Consider the following 17,854-nt stretch of genomic DNA (forward strand, 5'->3'; position numbering starts at 1 on the left):
CGCTCCGCCGGGTGCTCAGTCGCGGCCGTCCCCGGGAGGGCGCTGGGCCCATGGATGGCGCAGCCGGATCCAGATGTCCCGCGCCTGGCGCCCGGCCGCCGCCCGGCTGTGGGCGACCAGGCGTTCCGCCTCGCCGTGTGTCTCGACCATCGGCCCGGACCCGCGCAGCGGCTTGCCCGCTGTCTCGTGCAGGAAGAGCGTGGATACGAGACCGATGACCCCGGCCACCATCAGGTAGTACGCCGGGACCAGGTCGTTCCCCGTCACCTCCACGAGCGCCGAGGTGAACAGCGGCGTCGTACCGCCGAACAGCGAAACCGAGATGTTGAAGGCGATGGACAGCGCGCCGTAGCGCAACCGGGTGGGGAACAGCGCGGGCAGGGTGGAGGCGGCCGTGCCCGCGAAACACACCAGCAGCAGGCCCAGGACCGCGCAGCCCACCGCCGGAAGCAGGATGCCGCCCTCCCGGATCAGCAGGAACGCGGGCAGTGCGAGAGCGATGAGGGCGACACTGCCCGCCAGGAAGACCGGCCTGCGGCCCCAGCGGTCCGAGGTGTGGCCCACCGTCGTGATGGTGAGGACCACGAGCAGCATGGTGCCGAGCACCAGCAACTGCGCCGTGGTGTCGTTCTCGTCGAGGGTGACGGTCATGTACGTCGGAAGGTAGGACGTCACCATGTAGTTGGTGACGTTGTACAGCAGGACGAGGCCCATGCAGATGAGCACCGCGTGCCAGTGCTTGGTGAAGATCTCCTTGAGGGTTCCTCTGGCCGTCGGAGGCGCCTCCTCGGTCGAGGGCGCGTCGCCCCCGCCCTCCGCCGCCGTGTAGGCGGCCTCCTTCTTGAAGGCCGGGGTCTCCTCCAGTTTCAGCCGCATGTACAGGCCGATCAGACCGAGCGGCCCCGCGACGAAGAAGGGGATGCGCCACCCCCAGTCCTCCAGCCCCTTCGTGCCGAGCGTGACCGTGAGGATCGTGACCAGGCCGGACCCCAGGGCGTACCCGACGAAGGTGCCGAAGTCGAGCCAGCTGCCCAGGAATCCGCGGCGCCGGTCGGGCGCGTACTCGGCGATGTACGTGGTGGCTCCCGCGTACTCGCCGCCGGTCGAAAACCCCTGGACGAGCCGGCAGACCAGGAGCAGAAGGGGCGCGGCGAAGCCGACTGTCGCGTACGTGGGGAGGAACCCCACCGCGAAGGTGCTCGCCGCCATCATGATCATCGTCGCGGCGAGCACCTTCTGCCGCCCGATCCGGTCGCCGAGCGGGCCGAACACCAGCCCGCCGAGCGGCCGGACCAGGAAGGCCGCGGCGAAGGTCGCGAAGGTGGAGACGACCTGGACGCCCGGCGAGCTCGACGGGAAGAAGACCTTGCCCATGGTCCCGGCCAGATAGGCGTAGACACCGAAGTCGAACCACTCCATGGTGTTGCCGAGCGCGGCCGCCGTCACCGCGCGGCGCACCTGGGGCTGATCGGCGACCGTCACGTCCGCACTGCTCAGCGCCCGCTTGCGGCGGCGCAGCAGTGTACGGAGCATCCGGTCGGTCCGCGCGTGCCCACGGCGTGGCCCGGCCGGACGACGAGAAGGTCCAGGCATGGGGAGGGCCTCTCTGCCGGGGCGCGCCGCGACGCCGGTGACCACTCATTCTCGATCCCGCATGGCGTTCGGGCATGTCGGCGGGTGCCTATGGGTGACGTGTGCGGCGGGCGTCCGTCGACGGGGGTGATCGCCCGGCCGGTATGTCGTCGCCCGTCAGTTGCCGGTGAACTGCTGGCGGACGCACTGCTTGTACTCATGGAAGGTGTCGGGCTGGTAGCACCCCTGCGTCTTGTTGGCGTACCAGACCGTGACGACGGCGACCAGGACGGACACCACGATCGCGATGGCCGAGGTCACCACGGCGGTGATGGCCTTGCCGCGGCCGACGCCGGTCCTCTTCGCCGTCGCCAGGGCGGCGACGCCCAGGATCAGGCCGATGACGCCGAGCGGGCCGCCGATGAAGACGATCGACGTGCTCAGGGCGATGACGCCCAGCACCGTCGCGGGCTGGGCAAGGCCGTTCTTGCCGCTCGGCGGCCGCGTGCCACGGTGATGGGGGTCAAGGGAATCGACCGCCCAACTCGATGCCGTGTGATGCGGCGGTATCTCTATCTCTGTACGTTGCGTGCTCACTGCCGTCCTTCCGTCAACCGGGCAGGGCACGATCATGGGGTGCGGGGTGTCGGGTGCGCATCGCGTGAAGGCGGGAGAATCTGCTCCCCCGATCGGGGGAGGGCGACCGTGAGCTGCCCGGTCATACTGGGGCGATCATGATCAGGGGATTTCGGCCGCTGCTGCGCGGCTCCACGTATTCGGGCATGCTGTTCGCCTATTGCGGCGCGGTGGCGAGTCTTCCGCTGCTGCCTTTCGCGCTGGTGCCGACGCTGGTGTGGCCGTCCGCTCCCTATGGAGTGCAGGTGGTCCTCGTCCTCCTGGTCTGGGCCGTATTGATCGGAGCGGTCGGGCTGGCGCGCACGACGCGGCGGGCGCTGATCCCGTTGGCCCGTCGACTGCTGAGCGTGCCGTTGGCGGCCCCGGTGACCGCACGTCGGCGGACGAACGAGCCAGGCACCGCGCCGACGTCGACCTCGCCGTCCGCCGCCGACCGTTGGCGGACTCCTCTCTGGTCGCTGCTGCACGTGGCACTGGGGTGGACGGGTGCGCTGGTCAGCGGTGTGCTGCTGGTCGCGGGCCTGACACTCCCGGCGATGGGGTGGTTCCGCGCCGAAGCGGGGCTGAGTCTGTTCGGTTGGTCGGTGCGGGCCGAGCCGGGTTGGCGGAGCTGGGTGGTAGCAACCTGCTGTCTGCTGCTGGCGGCGTCGGTATGTGCGGTGGTGACGCATACCCTGCGGTGGTCGGCGCCCAGGCTGCTCGGGCCGTCGTCGGCCGAGCGGCTCGCGTTGGCGGCCGAGCGGGAGCTGCGGCTGGCCGAACGCAACCGGCTGGCCCACGAGCTGCACGACTCCATCGGACACACGTTGACGGCGACCACGATCCAGGCGGCGGTGGCGGGCGAGGTGCTCTGCGCCGACCCGGTGGCCGCGCGGGCGGCCCTGCGCAGCATCGAGGAGTCGACCCGTGCCGCGCTGGAGGATCTGGACTACGTCCTGGGCGTACTGCGCGAGCAGAAGGCGGAGACGGCGCCGACCCGGACCTTGGCCGACCTGCCCGAGCTGTTCGACCGGTTGCGGCATGCGGGCGCGGTGGTGGAGCCGCGGCTGTCGGGCGAGTTGGCGCAGGTACAGGGGACGCTCTCCCGGGCGGCGTACCGGATCCTGCAGGAGGGGCTGACGAACGCGTTGCGGCACGGGGCGGGCGGTCCGATAAAGGTGCGCGTGGCGGCCGAGCCGGACGGGCTTGAGCTGAGTGTGGTGAACCGGACCGGGGAGGGGACGGGCCCGGGCCCGCGTTCCTTCCCGACGTCCGGGCACGGCCTGTCCGGGCTGGCCGAGCGGGTGCGGTTGCTGCACGGTGAGTTCGAGGCCGGCCCGGACGGGTCGCGGCACTGGCGGTTGGCGGTCCGGCTGCCCGTACGGTTGTCCGCATGATCGACTCTGATGTGGGCGCAACCGTCACGACCAGCCGTGCGGCGGTTGACGGCACCGGCCCCGCCAACCCCGTCACCCTCCTCATCGCGGACGACGACGAGGTGACCCGCAGCGGTCTGCGCACCCTGCTCGCGGCACAGCCGGGGATCGCGGTGGTCGGGGAGGCCGCCGACGGCGTCGAGGCGGTCGATCAGGCGCTGCGGCTGCGCCCGGACGTGGTGTTGATGGACGTACGTATGCCGCGTCGCAACGGCATCGACGCCACCCGGCAGTTGCTGGCCGAGTCGGCGCCACCGCCGAAGGTCGTGGTGATCACCACGTTCGAGAACGACGACTACGTCACCGCCGCGCTCAGCGCGGGGGCCAGCGGGTTCGTGCTCAAGCGGCATCCGGTCCGGCAGATCGCGGAGGCGGTACGGGTGGTCGCGGCCGGGGAGGCGATCCTCTTTCCGGCCGCGTTGCGCCGGATGGTCGCCGCCCGCCCGCTGGGCTCCGCCGAGGCGTTGCCGCGGGCGGCGCTGACGGGGCGGGAGGAGGAGACACTGCGGCTGATGGCCACCGGCCTGTCCAACCCGGAGATCGCACAGTCGCTGACGGTGAGCCTGGAGACGGTGAAGACGCACGTCGGGAACGTGCTGACCAAACTCGGCGCGCAGAACCGGACCCACGCGGTGGTGATCGCGTACGAATCCGGCCTGGTGGTGCCGGGGTTCACCGGCTGAGGCGGTCGCGCGGCACGCGGCGTACGAAAACCCGAGTGCGTCGGTTCGTACGGCTCTGGGATCATTCCCGGATGGTCCACCGTTTCGAACCCCTGGTCATCCGGCACACCCACCGCCTTCCCGCCCCCTGCGGACCCGCAGGGCAAGGCGGTGTCGCGGCACGGCAGTTCGACGCCGCGCTGATGGCGGTGGGTTTCAAGCTGTCGGCGGACCTGCTGGGGCACCTGTCGGCGCTGGACGAGGGGACAGTCGTCGACACCGCCGTACGGACGCTGGACACGGTCCGCGCGATGGTCGGCGACCACGTCCAGCACAACGCCTACTTCATCGACTTCCCGGCCAACGTGCCGGACACGTTCGACTTCTGGGCGCGGTGCATCAACGAGGCGCTCGCCGACGACGCCTCGCGCGAAAGCACGCTCGCCCAGCTGAGCACGGGCGTGCTCGACCTGCTGACCCTCCCGTCCTACGGCACCTACCAGCACACGTACACCCAGATGCTCGCCGCGCACGACGAGCTGATCGCCGCGGCGGGTGACCGCCTGACCGTCCTGCACCTGGGCGGCACCCCGGACGACGAGGTCACCGCCCTGTACCTGGCCCTGGCCGGGAGCGTCACGCCACTGGGCGAGGAGGCGCTGCTCGACCTGGCCGCGCTCGCCGGGCACTGCGTGGACGGTCCGCAGCCCGAGGAGATCCCGGTCCGGGAGAACCGTGCCGTCGTCAACCGCGCCCGGCTGGAGGCCGGTGCGGGTCTGCTCCTGGACACGGTCACCGATGTGCTCCGGCTGGCCTGCGCGCTGTCGGACGGCGACGTGACCCTCGTGGAGCCGACCCGGTTCCGCTCGCCGTCCCGCCCGGTGCGGCGCGCCCTGCTCGCCGGGCTCGACGCGGTCGTGGCGGCGTCCCCGGCCAAGCTCGCCGATGTGGGTGCGCACCGCGAGGCGTTCAAGCGCCTGGGGGAGCGGCTGCACGCCCGCGAGTACGCGGAGCGCTGGCCGCACGCGGCCGATGTGTTCGCCGTCGCCCGTGGGGAGAAGGTGGCCCGGTCCTTCGACAGCCGCGCGGCGGAGCTGCTCGGCGCGGGCGACGTCACCGGTGCGGCGCGGTTGCTGGAGTCCGCCCCGGGCAAGCTGTTCCGCTCGCTGGACCACCTGCTGCGCGCGTGCGGCACCCAGGACGAGCGTGACGTGGTGGTCGCCGCCGCCGAGCGGGTCGCCCCGCAGGTGTCCGGCCGGGTCCTGCTGTCGGTGCGCGAGCACCTGCACAACCGCGCCCGTGAGGGCGGCGCACGCCGTGTCTTCGTCAACAGCCGCGGCCGTGCCTGGGTGAGCGACGACACCCGCCCGCCCGTGCCCGCGGCCGAGTGCGAGCGTCTGATCGCCGCCCTGGACGCCGAGATACGCGTGCGTCTGCCTGACCCGGGCCACCTGCTGATCGACCCCGATGTCCTCGACGTCGCACTCCCGCTCAGCGGCAAGGCGACGGCGGCGGGCCTCGGTGTGCTGCCGCGCGGCTCGCTCTCCCCGGTCGACGGCGAGCTGCTGCGGTTCTTCGTCCACTGGAAGCAGACGAGCCGCAGCACCGACTTCGACCTGTCGGCGCTGATGCTGGACGCGTCGTACGAGACCGTGGCCTGGCTGTCGTACACCACGCTCACCGAGCTCGAGGGCGAGCACTCCGGCGACATCACCGACGCGCCCGCCGGTGCCTCGGAGTTCATCAACCTGCGCCTGGGCGCCGTGCGCGGCACCTTCATCGTCCCGCAGGTCAACATCTTCTCGGGGGAGGGTTTCGAGGAGGTGGAGGAGTCGTTCTTCGGCTTCATGCTGCGTGAGACCGAGCAGGCGGGCCGCCCCTTCGAAGCGCGCACGGTCCGTATGAAGTCGGAGCTGCGCGGTACGGGCCGTGTCGCGCTGCCGCTGGTGTTCGTACGGGGCGAGGACGGCCGCTGGCACGCCAAGTGGCTGCACCTCTACCTGACGGGCACCCCGAACTCCAACCGGGTCGAGGGCAACCGGGTATCGGTCGCCACGCTGCTGCGCGGCATCGTCGAGCGCGACCACCTCACGGTCCGCTACCTCACCGACCTGATGGCCGACGGGGCGACGCCCACCACGCTGTGGGACGGTGTGTCGGTCCCGGACGGCCCGGTCACCTACGTCGGCCTGGAACGCCCGGAGGGACTGCACCCCGGCTCCCGCATCCTCACCCCGGAAAACCTGCGCGACCTGATCCCCGCCTGACTGCTACTGTTGGCCGTGCGAGGCCATGAACGGACTTCCTTCTCCACTCCACTGAAATAGTCCCTTCGCTTTCCTCGCCTTCGACTTCGCGCCGGGGTGCCCGATCGGGCACCCCGGCGTCGTCGTGTCCGGGGGCGGGGTGGCGGCTGTGTACCGCCAAAGTTGACCTCCCCACGGCGCTACCGCGCGCGGTCTACCGGAAGGTCAACCGTACGTTGGATGACTGCTCACGAGGTGCTTTGTAGCTTCGTTGACGACCGCGGCGCCCGAGTCGGGACCTGACCCCCGGCAGACAGGGCGTGGCACGGAAGCCGAAACGGGAGGAACCAAGTGCAATTGCGTGGAGCGGTGTTGTCGGTGGCGACGGCCTTGGCCGTCGCGGCCCCCGTGGCACCGGCGGTCGCGGCCGGCACGGCGAGCAGTGCGTCGTCCGGTCAGGCGAGCGTCCAGGCCCTGAAGTGTCATACGAACTGGGAGAACAGCACCTCGGCCAACGTGTGGTGCGACGGGCACGGTCCCGCCCGATACGGGGCCAGCATTCTGTGCAAGAAGGGATCCCTGCAGAAGCAGCTGAACTACGGCCCCGGCCCGTGGCAGGGCGACCGCCGTGGCATCAGCATGTACTGCCCCGACGGTGGCTTCAAGCGCGTGAAGCAGTGGGGCTGGCCCGGATAGTCGACTCGGGCAGGTGCCGTGAGGCGGGTGGGGCAGCGGCGATCGGTCCGTCGTCCCACCCGCGTGACCTCGTCAAGGCGTTCTGAGCGATCTTGAGCTCAGGTGGCCGACGGGCGTTAGGCCGGGGCTCGAATCAGGAGGGCCGAAAAAAGAGCCAAGAAATTCTGGCGGCGATGTCGAGAACCCGTGGCTGGCTCCGTCCCGGTAGTGAAGGCGACCACAATGGGTCGCACCAGTACCGAGGAGAGTCACCATGGCCAAGTACCTGCTGCTCAAGCACTACCGCGGCGCCCCGGCGGCGGTCAACGACGTTCCCATGGACCAGTGGACGCCCGAGGAGATCTCGGCCCACATCCAGTACATGCGGGACTTCGCGGCCCGGCTGGAGGGGACCGGCGAGTACGTCGACGGTCAGGCGCTCGCGCCCGAAGGGGCGTGGGTCCGCTACGACGGCGAGGGGCGCCCGCCCGTCACCGACGGTCCGTTCGCCGAGACCAAGGACCTCATCGCCGGGTGGATGGTGATTGACGTCGACACCTACGAGCGCGCCGTCGAGCTGGCCGGGGAGCTGTCGGCCGCCCCCGGGGCGGGCGGGAAGCCGATCCACGAGTGGCTGGAGGTGCGTCCCTTCCTGGCCGCGCAGCCCAACGTCACCGAGTGCCACTGAGGTGGACGAGGTTCTGCTGAGGAGCCTCACACCGAGCGTGCTCGGGATCCTCGTCCGCCGCGGAGCCGACTTCGCGGCGGCCGAGGACGCCGTGCAGGACGCGCTGGTCGAGGCGGTCCGCGTGTGGCCGGCCGACCCTCCGCGGGATGCGAAGGGCTGGCTGGTCACCGTGGCCTGGCGCCGGTTCCTCGACGCGACCCGGGCGGACACCGCCCGGCGCAGACGTGAGGACCTCGTCGACGAGGAACCGACGCCGGGGCCCACGCCCGCGGTGGACGACACGCTCCAGCTCTACTTCCTGTGCGCCCACCCGTCACTGACGCCGTCGTCCGCGGTCGCGCTCACCCTGCGCGCCGTGGGTGGGCTGACTACCCGTCAGATCGCCCAGGCCTATCTGGTGCCCGAGGCGACGATGGCGCAGCGGATCAGCCGGGCCAAGCGGACCGTATCCGGGGTGCGTTTCGACCAGCCCGGCGACGTCGCCACCGTGCTGCGCGTCCTCTACCTCGTCTTCAACGAGGGCTACTCCGGCGACGTCGACCTCGCCGCCGAGGCCATCCGGCTCACCCGGCAGCTCGCGGCCGCGATCGACCACCCCGAGGTGGCGGGGCTGCTCGCCCTCATGCTGCTCCACCACGCCCGGCGCGCCGCCCGCACCGCACCCGACGGCAGCCTGGTGCCGCTCGCCGAGCAGGACCGCGGCCGATGGGACACCAAGGCGATCGCCGAGGGCGTCGCGATCCTGCAGGCGGCCCTCGCCCGCGACCGCCTCGGCGAGTTCCAGGCCCAGGCCGCCATCGCCGCCCTCCACGCCGACGCGCGCACCGCCGAGGAGACCGACTGGGTGCAGATCGTCGAGTGGTACGACGAGCTCGCGCGCCTGACAGACAGCCCGGTCGTCCGGCTCAACCGCGCGGTAGCCGTCGGCGAGGCCGACGGACCGCGCGCGGGGCTGGCGGCGCTCTTGGCCCTGGACGAATCACTACCCCGCCACACCGCGGTGGCCGCGTACCTCCACGAGCGCGACGGCGACCTGGCGACGGCGGCACGCCTGTACGCTGAGGCGGCTCAAAAGGCCCCCAACCTCGCGGAACGCGACCACCTGACGCGCCAGGCGGCCCGGCTGAACGCCCGCCGGGGCCGCTGACGGGACCCCCGGGCCGTCACCCTGATCAGTACGGTCCTCGCCCACCGAGCCACGGTGAGTGCACTTGGGGTCCGCTGCTACTGGGGCACGGTGAGCAGCACGCGGCCACGGCCCCCGGTGTCCACGCGGTTGTGGGCCTTGGCGATGTCCGCCAGCGGGAAGCGCTCGCCGACCTCGACGGTGAGCGCGCCCACGGCGGCCGCCGCCGTCAGGTCACGGGCGGCTTGCCGCTTGGCCTCGACGGGGAAGTCGTCGCTGCCGAAGAGCCGCAGGGTCACGTTGTTGAACAGGAGCGGCCAGAAGGGGAGTTCGGTGCGGTCCGCGCGGGTGGCGTAGGCGGCGATGACGGCCTCGTTCGCGGCGACGGCGTTGTCGAGGTCGGCGTTGTCGGACAGGGCCACCTCGATGATCCGGTCGACGCCCCGGGGCGCGTGGGTGCGGATCGCCTCCGCCGGATCGTTGGTGTCCAGGGCGACGGCGTGGGAGACCACGGCCGGGGCGACGCGGTCGAGGTCGGCGGTGCGACGCACGGTGGCGATGACGGTGGCTCCGGCCCAGCGGGCCAGCTGGGCGGCCAGCGAGCCGACACCGCCCAGGACGCCGTGCACCAGAACGAGTTGCCCGTCGACCGGGCCGTCCGCGAAGACGGTGCGGTGGGCGGTGATCCCGGGAATGCCCAGGCTCGCGCCGAGTTCGTCGCCGAGGTGGTCGGGCAATGGGACGGCCTGGTGGTCGGGCACGACGGTGTACTGGGCGGCGGTGCCGAACGGGCGGTAGGACTGCGCCCCGTACACCCATACCCGCTGCCCGACGCGCCGGGCGTCGACCCCGTCGCCCACGGCGTCGACGACTCCCGCCGCGTCGCTGTGCGGGACAACTCTCGGGTACGGCATGGACGAACCGAGCCAGCCACGCCGCTTCTTGGTGTCACCGGGGTTGATGCCCGAGACGGCGACACGGACGCGGACCTCGCCGGGGCCCGGGGTGGGGTCGGGCAGTTCGCCGACGCGCAGGACGTCGGCGGCAGGGCCTTGTTCGTCGTACCAGGACGCAAGCATGGGATACCTCCGTGTGCGGCAGCGGGACGCCAGGTTCTTACCGGTTCGACGGTGTCACGCCACGGTAATTCGATGGCGCGCGCCGACCGGTGTGTCCACTCTGGTGATCGTGGAAGAACCCAAGTATCAGATCCGGGCCCAGTACACGGCCTCCACCATCACCGTCTACCAGGCGTACAGGCCGGAGATCGGCGTGCCTGCGGCGAGCGAGGGCCGGTTCCCGGACGTGTGGAAGCGGGACCGGATGACGTGGATCAAACCGTCGTTCCTGTGGATGATGTACCGCTGCGGCTGGGGCACCAAGGAGGGCCAGGAGACCGTCCTGGCCGTGGAGATCACCCGCGAGGGTTTCGAGTGGGCGCTGGAACACTCCTGTCTGTCCCACTACGAACGGGGCCTCCACCCCGATCGCGCCGCGTGGCAGCGCCAGTTGAAGCGGGCTCCCGCCCGAGTGCAGTGGGATCCCGAACGCGACCTGCACCTCCAGCCCCTGTCCCACCGGGCGCTCCAGCTCGGCCTGTCCGGCGAGGCCGCACATCGCTACGCCGACGAGTGGATCACCTCCATCACCGACGTCACCCCGATCGCCCGCCAGATCCACGCCCACGTACGGGACGGAGACCTGGACACCGCCCGGCGACTCCTGCCCGGCGAACGGCCCTATCCCGCCGACGAGGGGCTGCTCCGGGGCGGAGCCGATGCGTTGGACAGCGCCGCTGAGCAGACGGGTTGAGCCGGGTCCACCGCGCGGCTGAGGCGCGGGTCTACTTCCCGTCGGCGGTGAAGCGGGCCTGCCACAGGTCGCGGAGCAGCGCGATCTCGGCCATGTGGTGGATGAATTCGATGTTGGCGGACGCCAGCACGTTGACGTAGGGGTATTCGGAGTCGTTGCTGTACGGGTACTGGGAGAGGCCGACCGTGTCGAGCTGCTCCTCCGTCAGGGCTGCCACACTGTCGCGCCAGCGGTCGATCAGCGGCCAGAACCGCTCCAGTGCCACGCTTGCGGACGGGGTGAAGTCGACCAGCAGCTTCGGTTCCTGCCGTCGTTCACCGAATGTCCACTCATAGGCGCCCGCGAAGTGGAAGTGCAGGTGTGCCAGGCGCCACGCGATGGTCGTGATCGGTGTCTGGTCGGGCTCCGGCTCACCGGTGTGGGCGAGGACCTGCTCCACCCGCTCGACGCTCACGCTCCAGTCATCGGCGATCTTGGCAACGGTCATGCCGTCGGCGGCCTGCCGGGCGACCTCGGCGTACTCGTTGGCCGGGATGTCCGGGGCGCCCAGGTCGAGGACCCAATCGCCCGGCCCGAACGCCCGGGGAGTCACCGCGTCCTCCCGGCGCCGGACCGACCAGCTGCCGGGCGCCGGCTCCCACAGGTACTCCTCGTCGCCGAGCCCCGTCAGCCGTACCTGCGCCATCTCCCTGGCCCGGTCGAACTGGTCGATCAAGAGGCCCAGTCGATCGGTTCGTACGCCCTCGATCTCCATGCGGCACCCTTCGCGTTCGTGTTGCGCGACTCACTGCGGTCAGGCGGAAGGTAACGGCTCACCTGACGGGGCGCCACTGATTTCCTCACCGCCTAAGGGGTACGGCATGCCTCACGTACACGGCCCCCGCAGCGTAAAGAGACCGTACCTGTCCGGACCCGGTGATTTCGGTGGGTGGATGTGTCTAGAGGCGAGGGTCCGGCGTCTGTTTCTATGATCTCCGGCAGACAAGCGCAGGAGGTGGCGGATACATGGTGTCCACGGAGAGCATTCTCGCGTTCGCGGCGATGTCGCTGTTGGTGATCGTGATTCCGGGGCCGAGCGTACTGTTCGTGATCGGCAGGGCCCTTGCGCACGGCCGCCGCGTCGCGCTCGCGACCGTCCTGGGCAACCTGCTCGGTTCGTACCTCCTGGTGATCGCGGTGGCGTGGGGTCTCGGCGCGCTGGTGGAGAGCTCGGCGACGGTGTTCATGGGCGTGAAGCTGGCCGGGGCGGTGTATCTCGTCTACCTCGGCGTGCAGGCCTTCCGGCACCGCAAGGAGATGCGCGCGGCGACCATGGCCGCCCCGGCGGGTGAGCGGCGCGGCGATCTGCGCACCGTCCTGGACGGTATTTTCGTGGGTGTCACCAACCCCAAAGGCGTCGTCTTCTTCGCGGCGGTGCTGCCGCAGTTCGTGGACCACTCGGCGGGCCGCGTCCCCCTCCAGATGATGGTGCTGGGGCTGGTCCCGGTCGCCATCGGCATGATCACCGACACCCTGTGGGGCCTGGGCGCCTCGGCGGCCCGCTCCTGGTTCGCCCGCTCGGACCGCCGTCTGTCGATGGTCGGCGGAGCGGGCGGGATCGCGATGATCGGCCTGGGTGTGACCGTGGCGGCGACGGGCCGCGCCGACTAGCCTGCGGCCGCCGGGGGACCGGGCCGACGAAATCCGGCCACCCCGCACGGTGCCCCTACAGCGCGAAGCCTCCCCGGAGGGCTGACGGCGGATCAAGTTAAGATCCGCGATCAGGGCGATAATCAGGGGGTTATCGATCGGGGGGCGTTGATGGAACTGAGAGACATCGAGATCTTTCTGGTGCTGGCGGAGGAGCTGCATTTCGGCCGCACCGCAGCCCGGCTCCATGTCTCCCAGGCCCGGGTCAGTCAGGCCATCAAGAAGCAGGAGCGGCGGATCGGCGCGGCCCTGTTCGACCGCACCAGCCGCACGGTCGTGCTGACACCCGTGGGCCGGCGCCTGCGGGAGGAGTTGGGGCTGGCTTACGACCTCATCAACGAAAGCCTCGCCCGAGCCACTGTCGCGAGCACCGACCTGAGCGGCACCTTGAGCCTGGGTGTGATGGGTGCGCTGGGCCAGGAGTTGCGTCCGGTGATCGAGGCGTTCACGGCGGAGCACCCCGCGTGCGAGGTGGTCGTCAAGGAGTTCCACTTCAGCGACCCGTTCGCAGAGCTGCGCTCCGGGCGGACCGACCTCCAGCTCATGTGGCTGCCGGTGCGTGAGCCCGACCTGTCCGTGGGAGCCTGCGTGCTGACCGAGGGCCGGGTGCTCGCGGTCTCCGACGACTCCCCTTGGGCAGGGCGCGAGTCGGTGTCGATGGAGGACCTCGCGGACTGCGTCCTCTTCGACGCCGGCCCGGACGTGCCCGACTACTGGCTCGAAGCCATGCTGCCCGGCCACACCCCGCTCGGACGCCCGATCCCGCGCGGTGCCCGTGCCAGGTCCTTCCACGAGATCCTGACCCTCATCGCCGCCCAACAGGTCGTCAGCCCCTTGAACGAGCACGTGACCTGGCACTACACACCGCCCGGCATCACCTTCGTACCGCTCCACGACGCACCCACCACCGAGTGGTCTCTGGTGTGGCCCACTGCGCGCGAGAGCGCACGGGTGCGTGCCTTCGTCGGCACGGCCGAACGCCTGGGCCCACGGCCGGTCCGTCGGCGGGATTGCTGAGCGGAGCGCCTACCGGCTCTGGAGGAACCGGGTGAGGACGGCCACGTACTGCTGCGGATGGGTGGCGTGGGGCATGTGACCCGCGCCTTCGATGGTGTGGCGTTGCGCCTGCGGCAGTGCCTCGGCCAGTCGGTCGAGGACCGTCGTGAACCATGCCGGGCTCGTGGTGCCTCGGGTGAGGAGTACGGGTGCGGTGCAGCGGGAGAGCCCGTCGATGTCGAGCGTCGCCCATCCGGGGTCGGACTGCTCGTCCAGCCAGGTGGGCGCGTTGCGTACGAACGTGTCCTGTACGGGACCGGGCAGTTGGTCCCACATACCGGGGCCCAACGCGACTTCCTCCACGAACAACCGCGCGGCCCGCTGGTTCTCGCCCTGCCGGATAAGGGCGAGTGCGGCGTCGATCGAGGCCCCCGTCGGACGCAGCTCCTCCATGGCGTCCGGGTCGTCGGCCACGATCGTGAGCAGGGGCGGTTCGTGCACCGTGATGCTGCGGAACAGATCCGGACGGCGGGCGGCCAGACCGAGGGTGATGATGGCGCCGAAGGAATTGCCCGCCACGTGCGCCGGCGCGGGCCCGAGCTGTTCGATCAGCGCCTGGAGATCGTCCTCGTCCTGTCTTCGCCTGCCCTGACCTGCCACGACTTCGCTCCGGCTGTGGCCACGGCGGTCATAGCTGATCACCTGGAACGACGCACGGATGTCCGCTTCGATCGCGGGCTGCCACGAGGTGTGGTCGGTCCACGAGCCGTGGACGAAGACGAGGGGCTCGCCTTCCCCGACGACCTCGTAGTACAGGGCGACGCCTCCTGTACGAAGAAGCGGCATGGCGGGCTCCTCGGATGATTCCGTCCCATTTCAGGCTCAGGTGATAGCTGACTGTAGCCGGGATGATGGCCCGGTGCACGCTCTGTTACCTGAAGACGGAGGTGTCAGACTCGCCCTCGCCGACTCTCGTCAGCGGCGCGCCTTGAAACGGTCCAACGCGCCCACGCCCACGGCGGCCAGCGCGATCTGCAGGGCGAGTTCGATCCAGTCGACGCCCTTGGTGTCGGCGACGCCGAAGCCGGCCGCGATCGCCGTACCCACCAGGGCCGCGACGATGCCGACCAGGATGGTCCACAGGATTCCGATGTGCTGGCGCCCGGGGACGACGAGCCGCCCCAGAACACCGATGACGATACCGATCACGATCGCGCTGACGAGCCCCGAAATCTCCACGATGGCCTCCTTGCAGCCTGACCTTCTCGTTCAAGGTGTGCCCCGAGACGGCCTGCTCACGCTTCCATTGAGCGCACGCCCGGCGCAGTGGCCGGACCCAGCGCGCCTGCGGTCGGGCTGGAGTGGCCCTCGCACACCCTCTAACATGTAACGCATGACAGCTCTGAATGACCCTTACCGGATTCGAGCGGGAGTACCTTCCGTCGAGGTATTCCGCCGTCTGCGCACCGACGCGGGACTCTCCGACAAGGCCCCCGAGGCGGTCGCCCTCGCCCTGCCCAACACCTGGTACGGCGTGGTCCTTTACCACGAGGGCGAGCCCATCGGCATGGGGCGGATCATCGGCGACGGCGGCACCGCGTTCCAGATCGTCGACATATGTGTGCACCCCGCCCATCAGGGGCGAGGGCTCGGCAAGCGCATCATGGCCGCGCTCACCGAGGAGCTGGAACGCCGCGCACCCGCCACCGCCTACGTCTCACTGATCGCGGACGGCCCCGCCCGCTTCCTGTACGAGCAGTTCGGTTTCGCGGATACCGCTGAGCACGACTCGATCGGTATGTACCGCTGGATGAAGGCGAGTTGATGGCCACTGGGGCTGTCCGGCTCACGCGGACGAGGACGCGCCCTTCTGACTGACGACGTCGAGGAGCATCTTCGCGGCCACCGTCGCCCCGTCACCGTGGATCGCACCGGCCACGGACTTCGCTCGTACGTGTGTCTCCGGCGTCAGGGCCGTGGTGAGCGCTGCGGACAGGGACTCGACCGTGGGTGTCGAGCCGTCGTGAGCCGCGCCGATACCCAGCTCGGCCACGCGTGAAGCCCAGTACGGCTGGTCCGCGATCTGGGGGACGACCACCTGGGGCGTACTGGCCCGGGCCGCTGTCGTGGTGGTGCCCGCGCCGCCGTGGTGCACGACAGCGGCCACCCGGCCGAACAGGGCCTGCTGGTTGACCTCGTCGACGACGAAGCAGTCATCGGCGTCGTCGACCGGAGCCAGCCCGGCCCAGCCACGGGCGAGGAGGACGCGGCGCCCCAGTGTGCGGCTCGCCTCGATGGCTACCCGGGCGGCGTCCTTCGGGGCGTGCGCGGCCATGCTGCCGAAACCCACGTATACCGGCGGTTCACCCGCGTCCAAGAACGCCTCCAACTCCTGCGGGAGCGGACGGTCGTCGGGCAGGATCCACGCCCCGGTCTGCACGAGGTCCAGGTTGGTCATACCCTGCGACGGGCACAGCGTCGGGTCCGCCGCCAGCCACGGCTGGTCGGTGAAGACGTAGTCGCGGACGTTGTCCACCGGCGGCAGGCCGATCGCCGCCCGGTGGGTGGCCACCGCCCCGCCGTACAACGCGTTCACCCTCTGGGCGTCCTGCTCCCACAACACCCGCCTGTCCGTCTCGCCCTGTGGGGACGGCTTGCCCGGTCGCACTCCTGGAGAGAAGTACGGCGAGGGCAGTCCGGCGAGATGGAAGCACGCGTACACGTACTGAATACCCAGTTTCTCGGCCACGTCCCGTGCACCGGCCGGCATCAGGCCGGTTGCCAGCAGCGCGTCACACCCCTCGGCTGCCTTGCCGAGTGTGTCGAACCGTGCGGCGACCAGTTCCGGAGCGAGTTGGAACGCGTCCTTGGCCGTCGGTTTCGTGCCGGACACCACCGAGCGCACGGACGGACCCAGTGGCACCAGTGGCACGCCGACCCGTGCGAGCAGCGCCGCGAACTCCTCGTCCGGAGGCGCGCACACCCGCGCCTCCACGCCGATTTCCCGCAGCGCCAGCGCCAGCCCCGCCAGCGGTTCGACATCCCCGCGCGATCCCCACGTCGTCAACAACACCCGCATTTCGGGACTCCCATTTCCGCAGGTTCAGGCTCTCGGTCGCCGATTGTGCGGCATTGACGGGGCCTTGCCGCAAGCCCACCACTGCGCTATACGTTGAATAGGGCAAGGAGTGGGAACTCCTTGCCTTTGTTTTGGCCGCCGCTGTTTTGGCCGCCCGCGCCGCCCCTCTTCCCCCGATGGCCCTCCTCAGCCGTACCCGACCGAACCGGGCACAGGATGTCGGGTGAGGCAGGGTGGTTCCTTCCTAACGTCAGTGATCGAAAGGGAAGGAGGCCGGGGTGCTGGAGCGGCTGAACCAGGCCATGGAGCACATCGAGGACCATCTCGACCAGCGGATCGAGGCGGCCGACCTGGCGCGGATCGCGGTGACGTCGGAGTACCACTTGCGGCGGCTGTTCTCCGCGCTGGCGGGGATCCCTCTGTCGGAGTACATCCGGCGCAGGCGGCTCACCGTCGCGGGTGCCGAGGTGCTGGCCGGTGAGCGGACGCTGCTGGAGATCGCGGTGCGTTACGGCTACACCTCGGGGGAGGCGTTCGCCCGCGCGTTCCGCGCGATGCACGGCGTCGGTCCGGGAGAGGCCAGGCGTATCGGTGCGACTCTGCACTCCCAGCCACGGATGTCCTTCCGCCTCGTCGTCGAAGGGAGCAGCAGCATGCGGTACAGGGTCGTGGAGAAGGAGGAGTTTCGTGTGGTCGGCAGGACGGCGCGCGTCCCCCTCGTGCACGAGGGGGTGAACCCGGCCATCGCCGACTTCATCCGGGGCATCGGCAAGGAGACGCTGGAACGCGTCCAGAGCCTGTCCGACCAGGAGCCGGAGGGGATCGTCTCGGTGAGCGTGAACCTGGACGAAAGCCGGGCCGAGGGGACCGAACTCGACTACTACCACGGTGTGGTGACCGGCGCCCCCGTGCCCGAGGACATGGACGCCCTCACCGTCCCGGCCGGGGTCTGGGCCGTCTTCGAGAGCTCCGGGCCGTTCCCGCAGGCGCTCCAGTACATGTGGCGGGACGTGTTCACCCAGTGGTTCCCGTCCAACCCGTACCGGAGCAGGCCGGGGCCAGAGATCCTGCGGACCCGTCTGTCGCAGGACGCGACGCGGGCGGACGCGGAGTTGTGGATCCCGGTGGAGCGGACCGCGTTGTGAGGGTGGGTGCGCGCCGGCCCCGGCTGCCGCGCACCGTTGCCCGCCTGCGGATGCACGCCCGCTTACGCCTGCCCGCGTACGGCAAGTCAGCCCACTGCCCTCACATTCCTTCA

The 17,854-nt window shown here is 70.4% G+C and carries 18 protein-coding genes; 11 read left to right on the forward strand and 7 right to left on the reverse strand.

Going from position 1 to position 17,854, the window contains the following annotated elements; translation table 11 throughout:
- Nucleotides 1-15 precede the first annotated feature (15 nt).
- Both proP and IE252_RS03565 read right to left on the reverse strand, forming a co-directional pair.
- Nucleotides 16-1,533 carry a glycine betaine/L-proline transporter ProP gene (proP, locus tag IE252_RS03560; protein WP_190087727.1) on the reverse strand — a complete coding sequence of 506 codons (1,518 nt, stop codon included), beginning with the start codon at nucleotides 1,531-1,533 and terminating at the stop codon, nucleotides 16-18.
- Nucleotides 1,534-1,749: 216 nt separating this feature from the next.
- A complete protein-coding gene (locus IE252_RS03565; protein WP_229847922.1) occupies nucleotides 1,750-2,169 on the reverse strand; it encodes a DUF4190 domain-containing protein in 420 nt (139 codons plus the stop codon).
- Between the two features lie 137 nt (nucleotides 2,170-2,306).
- Here IE252_RS03565 and IE252_RS03570 point away from each other — a divergent pair, with 137 nt between their 5' ends.
- From IE252_RS03570 to IE252_RS03595, 6 genes are all read left to right on the forward strand, one after another.
- Entirely contained in the window at nucleotides 2,307-3,584 is a 1,278-nt protein-coding gene (locus tag IE252_RS03570) for a sensor histidine kinase (protein ID WP_190087728.1), read from the forward strand.
- Nucleotides 3,581-4,306: a response regulator transcription factor gene (locus tag IE252_RS03575; protein ID WP_229847924.1), complete on the forward strand. Its 726-nt coding sequence runs from the start codon at nucleotides 3,581-3,583 to the stop codon at nucleotides 4,304-4,306. The genes IE252_RS03570 and IE252_RS03575 overlap by 4 nt, the downstream gene beginning before the upstream one ends.
- 71 nt (nucleotides 4,307-4,377) lie before the next feature.
- Nucleotides 4,378-6,552 (forward strand): TerD family protein, encoded by a 2,175-nt coding sequence (locus IE252_RS03580; protein WP_190087729.1) that lies wholly within the window; start codon nucleotides 4,378-4,380, stop codon nucleotides 6,550-6,552.
- Between the two features lie 357 nt (nucleotides 6,553-6,909).
- Nucleotides 6,910-7,227 (forward strand): hypothetical protein, encoded by a 318-nt coding sequence (locus IE252_RS03585; RefSeq protein ID WP_190087730.1) that lies wholly within the window; start codon nucleotides 6,910-6,912, stop codon nucleotides 7,225-7,227.
- Nucleotides 7,228-7,480: 253 nt separating this feature from the next.
- A complete protein-coding gene (locus IE252_RS03590) occupies nucleotides 7,481-7,894 on the forward strand; it encodes a YciI family protein (RefSeq protein ID WP_190087731.1) in 414 nt (137 codons plus the stop codon).
- A gap of 1 nt (nucleotide 7,895) precedes the next feature.
- A complete protein-coding gene (locus tag IE252_RS03595; protein WP_190087732.1) occupies nucleotides 7,896-9,041 on the forward strand; it encodes an RNA polymerase sigma factor in 1,146 nt (381 codons plus the stop codon).
- A gap of 77 nt (nucleotides 9,042-9,118) precedes the next feature.
- Here IE252_RS03595 and IE252_RS03600 read toward each other — a convergent pair whose 3' ends face one another.
- Entirely contained in the window at nucleotides 9,119-10,099 is a 981-nt protein-coding gene (locus IE252_RS03600) for an NADPH:quinone reductase (RefSeq protein ID WP_190087733.1), read from the reverse strand.
- 109 nt (nucleotides 10,100-10,208) lie between these two features.
- Here IE252_RS03600 and IE252_RS03605 point away from each other — a divergent pair, with 109 nt between their 5' ends.
- Nucleotides 10,209-10,832 carry a DUF4291 domain-containing protein gene (locus tag IE252_RS03605; RefSeq protein WP_229847927.1) on the forward strand — a complete coding sequence of 208 codons (624 nt, stop codon included), beginning with the start codon at nucleotides 10,209-10,211 and terminating at the stop codon, nucleotides 10,830-10,832.
- Between the two features lie 31 nt (nucleotides 10,833-10,863).
- Here the strand turns inward: IE252_RS03605 and IE252_RS03610 are convergent, their stop codons facing one another.
- Nucleotides 10,864-11,586: a DinB family protein gene (locus IE252_RS03610; RefSeq protein ID WP_190087735.1), complete on the reverse strand. Its 723-nt coding sequence runs from the start codon at nucleotides 11,584-11,586 to the stop codon at nucleotides 10,864-10,866.
- 251 nt (nucleotides 11,587-11,837) lie between these two features.
- On the opposite strand from IE252_RS03610, the gene IE252_RS03615 reads away from it, so the two are divergent.
- Together IE252_RS03615 and IE252_RS03620 are read left to right on the forward strand one after the other, a co-directional pair.
- Entirely contained in the window at nucleotides 11,838-12,482 is a 645-nt protein-coding gene (locus IE252_RS03615) for a LysE family translocator (RefSeq protein ID WP_190087736.1), read from the forward strand.
- 150 nt (nucleotides 12,483-12,632) lie between these two features.
- The gene (locus IE252_RS03620; RefSeq protein WP_190087737.1) at nucleotides 12,633-13,538 is read left to right on the forward strand and encodes a LysR family transcriptional regulator; all 906 of its coding nucleotides are present in this window, start codon (nucleotides 12,633-12,635) and stop codon (nucleotides 13,536-13,538) included.
- 9 nt (nucleotides 13,539-13,547) lie between these two features.
- On the opposite strand, the gene IE252_RS03625 is transcribed toward IE252_RS03620, so the two are convergent.
- Together IE252_RS03625 and IE252_RS03630 are read right to left on the reverse strand one after the other, a co-directional pair.
- Entirely contained in the window at nucleotides 13,548-14,363 is an 816-nt protein-coding gene (locus IE252_RS03625; RefSeq protein WP_190087738.1) for an alpha/beta fold hydrolase, read from the reverse strand.
- Nucleotides 14,364-14,492: 129 nt separating this feature from the next.
- Complete coding sequence (locus IE252_RS03630; RefSeq protein WP_190087739.1) at nucleotides 14,493-14,756, reverse strand: GlsB/YeaQ/YmgE family stress response membrane protein; 264 nt, start codon at nucleotides 14,754-14,756, stop codon at nucleotides 14,493-14,495.
- A gap of 154 nt (nucleotides 14,757-14,910) precedes the next feature.
- Between IE252_RS03630 and IE252_RS03635 the strand changes: the two genes are divergently transcribed.
- Nucleotides 14,911-15,342, forward strand: coding sequence for a GNAT family N-acetyltransferase (locus IE252_RS03635; protein ID WP_190087740.1), 432 nt, complete (start codon nucleotides 14,911-14,913; stop codon nucleotides 15,340-15,342).
- A gap of 21 nt (nucleotides 15,343-15,363) precedes the next feature.
- On the opposite strand, the gene IE252_RS03640 is transcribed toward IE252_RS03635, so the two are convergent.
- Nucleotides 15,364-16,596: a glycosyltransferase gene (locus tag IE252_RS03640; RefSeq protein WP_190087741.1), complete on the reverse strand. Its 1,233-nt coding sequence runs from the start codon at nucleotides 16,594-16,596 to the stop codon at nucleotides 15,364-15,366.
- A 278-nt stretch (nucleotides 16,597-16,874) separates the two neighbouring features.
- Here IE252_RS03640 and IE252_RS03645 point away from each other — a divergent pair, with 278 nt between their 5' ends.
- The gene (locus IE252_RS03645) at nucleotides 16,875-17,741 is read left to right on the forward strand and encodes an AraC family transcriptional regulator (protein ID WP_190087742.1); all 867 of its coding nucleotides are present in this window, start codon (nucleotides 16,875-16,877) and stop codon (nucleotides 17,739-17,741) included.
- The last annotated feature ends 113 nt before the right edge of the window (nucleotides 17,742-17,854 follow it).

Source organism: Streptomyces melanogenes (assembly GCF_014649795.1).
Lineage (GTDB): Bacteria > Actinomycetota > Actinomycetes > Streptomycetales > Streptomycetaceae > Streptomyces > Streptomyces noboritoensis.

Excerpts from the sequence above, each read along its gene's own strand:
- IE252_RS03590 (WP_190087731.1), top strand. The coding sequence starts at position 7,481 with ATGGCCAAGTACCTGCTGCTCAAGCACTACCGCGGCGCCCCGGCGGCG.
- IE252_RS03575 (WP_229847924.1), top strand. The coding sequence starts at position 3,581 with ATGATCGACTCTGATGTGGGCGCAACCGTCACGACCAGCCGTGCGGCG.
- IE252_RS03610 (WP_190087735.1), bottom strand. The coding sequence starts at position 11,586 with ATGGAGATCGAGGGCGTACGAACCGATCGACTGGGCCTCTTGATCGAC.
- IE252_RS03625 (WP_190087738.1), bottom strand. The coding sequence starts at position 14,363 with ATGCCGCTTCTTCGTACAGGAGGCGTCGCCCTGTACTACGAGGTCGTC.
- IE252_RS03580 (WP_190087729.1), top strand. The coding sequence starts at position 4,378 with ATGGTCCACCGTTTCGAACCCCTGGTCATCCGGCACACCCACCGCCTT.
- IE252_RS03615 (WP_190087736.1), top strand. The coding sequence starts at position 11,838 with ATGGTGTCCACGGAGAGCATTCTCGCGTTCGCGGCGATGTCGCTGTTG.
- IE252_RS03600 (WP_190087733.1), bottom strand. The coding sequence starts at position 10,099 with ATGCTTGCGTCCTGGTACGACGAACAAGGCCCTGCCGCCGACGTCCTG.
- IE252_RS03640 (WP_190087741.1), bottom strand. The coding sequence starts at position 16,596 with ATGCGGGTGTTGTTGACGACGTGGGGATCGCGCGGGGATGTCGAACCG.
- proP (WP_190087727.1), bottom strand. The coding sequence starts at position 1,533 with ATGCTCCGTACACTGCTGCGCCGCCGCAAGCGGGCGCTGAGCAGTGCG.
- IE252_RS03635 (WP_190087740.1), top strand. The coding sequence starts at position 14,911 with ATGACAGCTCTGAATGACCCTTACCGGATTCGAGCGGGAGTACCTTCC.
- IE252_RS03620 (WP_190087737.1), top strand. The coding sequence starts at position 12,633 with ATGGAACTGAGAGACATCGAGATCTTTCTGGTGCTGGCGGAGGAGCTG.
- IE252_RS03570 (WP_190087728.1), top strand. The coding sequence starts at position 2,307 with ATGATCAGGGGATTTCGGCCGCTGCTGCGCGGCTCCACGTATTCGGGC.